The following is a 4524-nucleotide window of genomic DNA, read 5'->3' as shown; positions in this document are numbered from 1 at the left end:
AGAACAGGATTGCTGGTCTCCGGGTACCGCCATGATACCGGCGCGCATCCGGAATCGGCAAAGCGGCTGACGGTGGTCGAGGATCTGTTTCATAATACGGATCTGCATCCGCATCTCATGAGACTTCAACCGAGAAAGGCTGAGATCGAAGAGCTCTCGGAGGTCCATGATCGGTTGTATATCCTGCAGGTCCAGGAGGCCTCGGCCTCGGGAATCCGTGCGCTCGACCCCGATACGTTTATCTCTCCGGAATCCTATGAAGAGGCCCGCCTCGCCGCCGGCGGTCTCCTGGCCGCGGTGGATGCGGTGATCAAAGGTGAAGTGAACAATGCGTTTTGCGCGGTCCGCCCTCCGGGACATCATGCAGAGCGAGATCATGCCATGGGGTTCTGCCTGTTCAACAATGTGGCCGTGGCCGCCCGGTATGCACAGATGAAACATGGTCTGGAAAAAATTTTAATCGTTGACTGGGATGTGCATCACGGGAACGGGACACAGAGCGCTTTTTATAACGATCCCTCGGTTCTTTATTTCAGCATCCACCAGTATCCCCATTATCCCGGGACCGGGAGCCGGAATCAAACAGGAGAAGGGGAGGGAGCCGGTTTTACGCTCAATCATCCTCTACCGGCCGGAAGCGGAGACCGGGAATATCTGGAGGCCATTGAAAAAGTCCTGATCCCTGCGGCTTCCGACTTTGCCCCTGATCTGATCCTGATATCCGCAGGCTTTGATGCCCACAAGGATGACCCCCTCGCAGGAATGCAGGTAACCGAAAAGGGTTTCAGCGGGATGACGGAAAGCCTGGTCCGCCTTGCCGAAAGGCATGCCCATGGCCGGATCGTCTCCGCTCTGGAAGGGGGGTATGACCTTTCAGCCCTTAAAAGATCGGTCAGGGCCCACCTCTCGGCCCTGATCGGACAAAAAAATCGGTAGATCCCTGGAAAACTCTGAGAATTATCTCCTTTAAAATCAAAGTGTTATAATAATAATGATCTTTTTCTCATTTTTTTCGCGACTTTTTGGTTTAAAAGGTTACTAATCATATAGAAACAAGGTACGAGAGTACCCCTGGGGAAAGGAAAAAAAAGCAATCCCCCTTGCTTAACACCGATCCCCATCCCCCTTTAAAGCCCGCTTCGGCGGGCTTTTTTTTGTCATTTGCATGGATGATAGGATAAATGTTATTGTAGCGCGGTTATGATTTCCCTGTTTGCAAGAGGTGATGCAGATGGCGCAGGACCGTTTGGACCCCTCTTTTGTCGCGGACATGATGCTGGGAAAATTGGCCCGATGGATGCGGGTTCTGGGATACGACGTCTGGTATAAAAATCCCGTGAATGACGGGACCCTTCTTGCCTGGGCGCGGGAATGGCATCGGGTCCTGCTTACACGGGATACCCGTTTGGTCCGGCGCAGAGGGGTGGGTGAGCACATGCTGATCCTTGCCGATGATCCCATGGATCAGATCAAGGAGGTGATGCAGACCTATCCATTCGATCCGGAACAAGTCCTGAGCCGGTGTGTCCGGTGCAATACACGGCTGGTAAGCGCTGAAAAAAAAGATCTCAAAGACCATGTCCCTGAATATATCTGCCTCACGGAGTCGAAGTTCGGCCGGTGTCTTACGTGCGGGCGGGTTTACTGGCAGGGGACCCACTACCGGCATATGGTCAGGACCTTGAGGGAGATGTTAAAAACATAAGGGGCCCAGGGGCCCAGGGGTCAAGGGTTACGCTTCGCGTGCACCGCTTTTCTCTATTTTTGTCGTTAGATCCCGGCATCTCCTTGAATCTATTTTTGCCGGGCCGGGACCGTCTGCGACGGCTATTACACTAAGGCATCTTGGGTTCCAGTGTTTCTCCCTGGAGATTTTGCTTGCGTTCTTGTACTCGGTTTACCGGTATCAGTATTTCCCTTGAACCCTTGAACCCTTGAACCCTTATTGTAGAAGAACCTGATTTATTATGGAGGTAGATGTTGGTCGATCCGTTGAAGAGGCTGAAATATTCCTTACTGACTCTGCTGTGCATTATATTCCTGGGGTCCTCCGGATATATGATTTTAGAAGGGTGGCCGCTGGTCGATTCCATATACATGACCGTGATTACGCTCTCCACCATCGGTTTCCAGGAGGTTCATCAGATGAACGGGACCGGGAGGATCTTTACGATCTTCCTGATTATCTGCGGTGTGGGAACCACGGCCTATGCTCTCAAAAACGCAATAGAAATCATCCTGGAAGGAGAGATCCGGGATATCTTCGGGAGGAAAAAAGTGAACGAGAAGATCAAGAAGCTGACCGGGCATTATATGATCTGCGGATACGGCCGTATGGGGAAACATATCTGTGCGGAGTTTGCCATGGCCGGGCGCCCCTTCGTCGTGATCGAGAAAAACCCTGAGGTGGTCACTGAAATACAGGATAAGGGCTATATGGTCATCCAGGGGGATGCAACCAATGACGAGGTTTTGTTTTCTGCGGGGATCGAACGGGCCCATGGGCTGATATCCGTTCTGAATACGGATGCGGAAAACCTGTTTCTTGTGCTCTCCGCTCGAGGGTTGAATCCAAAACTGAAGATCATCGCCCGGGCCGGAGAAGAAGGATCGGAGAAGAAACTGAAGAGGTCGGGCGCCGACATCGTAGTCTCTCCTTATGTGATCGGCGCCATGAAGATAGCTCAGAGCGTCTTTCATCCCCACATTACGAGCTTTCTGGATACGGCGGTGAGCAGCAGCGCCAACATGGATTTTCGTCTGGATTCCGTTCAGGTTGCCCAAGGATCGGTCTACAACGGAGTCCCCATCGGCCGGTCTAAAATCCGGGAGGAACTCGGTGTGCTGATTGTGGCGATCCAGAAGGAAGATGGCCGGCTGATTACGAATTTGACCCCGGAGACCATCCTGCGCACCGGCGACCGCCTGATCTGCGTAGGGAAACCGGCACAGATGGCGGAGCTTTCAAAACTGGCTATGTCGGAGCTCCGGTCATAGCATTTTATATGTGAGAGCTCAATAGCGAAGGCGGCTCGTCCAGTAAAATCCTCCCGCTCCGAACAGGGCATTCACCATCCAGGCGGCTAAAAGCGGGGGAAGATACCCCGCGTGCCCCAAAGAAAGCCCCACGGAAAAGACCATCCAGCAGATAAATCCGATCCCCAGGGAAAGCCCGATGCTCATCCCTGCCCCGCCGCTCCTATTGACCTGCAGCGCGAACGGCACACCGAGCAGGGCCATGATCAGACTGATCACAGGATAGGCGGTCTTGGCATAAAGGTCGACTTCATAGGATGCGGACGGATAACCATTTCGCTTGAGGATCCGAATATAGTCCCGAAGTTCGGCATATCTCATAGCGGCGGGCAATTTTTCCACGTGGATCATATCCTCGAGGGGGACCGTAAGCGGGAAGGGGCCCTGGAAATGACGTTCCTGCTCCAGGGTCCCTGATCCGGTGAACCTCCATTCGGTTCCGTCCCTAGTGGTCCACCGGTGTCCGTCCCAGGAGACCTTGTCCGCATCCATCCGTGTGACGAGGTCAAAATCCTTGTTGAAAACATAAAGAGTGATATTGTTTAAAATCCCCTTTCCCGGGTCCACCTTGAGAATATTGCAGAAGGTGTTCTCGCCGGTATGGAACCAGATCCGGTTGTTCTTCAGGGCTAGGATGGGCGCCCTCTTTTTCAAGGCCACGTCATCGAGATAGTTCGATTTCCGGTTTGCATAAGGAACAAGCCATTCCCCGTCAACCATGGATAAAAAGGCGAGCAGCAGGATCACGGAAAAGACCGGAAGGAGAAGAGGGATAAGACCCGTCCCGCACGAGCGCAATGCCGTGATCTCGTTGTTCCTCGAAAGAAAACCGAGGGTGAAGAGGGTTGATAGAAGGACCACCACGGGAAGGACCTCGTAGAAGATGACGGGGAGTTTCAACAGAATTAAGGTTGCAATCAGTGAGGGATCGGCCTTGAATTCGATAAACTCATCAATTTTGCCGAGGAAGTGGGCCAGTAAGTAGATGATGGCCACGGCAGAAAAACATAACAAAAATATTTTTATAAACTCTCTTCCAATATATCGTGAAAGGATTTTCATTCCGCTCTTTTCCTTATGGTTGTATTATCAAAGCCGCACCACAGAGGACACAGAGAAAAAAAACCTTTTTACCGCTAATGAACACGAATCTGCACAAAGAAACGGCTGTTGTTTATTTGTGTCAATTCGTGGCTGAATAGTTTTTTGGCGCCTTTGTGCCTTGGTGGCGAAAAAGGCTTTTCTCTGTGCACTGGTTTCATCTCTTGTCCTTTCTCAGATGCCGAAAATCCGCCGTATTTTTTCCCTGATCCGGGAGATGCGGCTGTCCTCCCCGCTTCGTCCAGCCGGGATCTTTTGAGAAGTTTTCAGGAGGAGATAGACTCCTAACGTTCCGAAGACCATATTGGGAATCCATGCAGCCAGGATCGGATGGATAAACCCTTCGGACCCGAGCTTTCGTCCGGCCCCGATCAGGATGTAATACAG

At 52.1% G+C, this 4524-nt stretch carries 4 protein-coding genes and 1 pseudogene; 3 read left to right on the top strand and 2 right to left on the bottom strand.

Annotation, left to right across the window (positions count from 1 at the left end; all coding sequences use genetic code 11):
* Positions 1–9: 9 nt before the first annotated feature.
* The 3 genes from AUK29_06460 (at position 10) to AUK29_06450 (ending at position 2997) form a co-directional block, all read left to right on the top strand.
* Positions 10–936, top strand: coding sequence for a histone deacetylase (locus AUK29_06460; GenBank protein ID OIP63520.1), 927 nt, complete (start codon positions 10–12; stop codon positions 934–936).
* Between the two features lie 289 nt (positions 937–1225).
* Positions 1226–1705, top strand: coding sequence for a hypothetical protein (locus AUK29_06455; GenBank protein OIP63519.1), 480 nt, complete (start codon positions 1226–1228; stop codon positions 1703–1705).
* Between the two features lie 272 nt (positions 1706–1977).
* Positions 1978–2997: a hypothetical protein gene (locus AUK29_06450; protein ID OIP63518.1), complete on the top strand. Its 1020-nt coding sequence runs from the start codon at positions 1978–1980 to the stop codon at positions 2995–2997.
* 18 nt (positions 2998–3015) lie between these two features.
* Here AUK29_06450 and AUK29_06445 read toward each other — a convergent pair whose 3' ends face one another.
* The gene (locus AUK29_06445; GenBank protein OIP63517.1) at positions 3016–4098 is read right to left on the bottom strand and encodes an LPS export ABC transporter permease LptG; all 1083 of its coding nucleotides are present in this window, start codon (positions 4096–4098) and stop codon (positions 3016–3018) included.
* A 213-nt stretch (positions 4099–4311) separates the two neighbouring features.
* Positions 4312–4524, bottom strand: a pseudogene (locus AUK29_06440) (hypothetical protein).

The organism is Nitrospirae bacterium CG2_30_53_67 (genome assembly GCA_001873285.1).
GTDB lineage: Bacteria > CG2-30-53-67 > CG2-30-53-67 > CG2-30-53-67 > CG2-30-53-67 > CG2-30-53-67.
Note: the sequence above shows the minus strand (reverse complement) of the source record. Positions and strands in the feature narration are given on the sequence as shown.

Bases quoted from the DNA above. Each gene is read 5' to 3' on its own strand.
- AUK29_06450 (OIP63518.1), top strand. From the start codon at position 1,978: ATGTTGGTCGATCCGTTGAAGAGGCTGAAATATTCCTTACTGACTCTG.
- AUK29_06455 (OIP63519.1), top strand. From the start codon at position 1,226: ATGCAGATGGCGCAGGACCGTTTGGACCCCTCTTTTGTCGCGGACATG.
- AUK29_06445 (OIP63517.1), bottom strand. From the start codon at position 4,098: ATGAAAATCCTTTCACGATATATTGGAAGAGAGTTTATAAAAATATTT.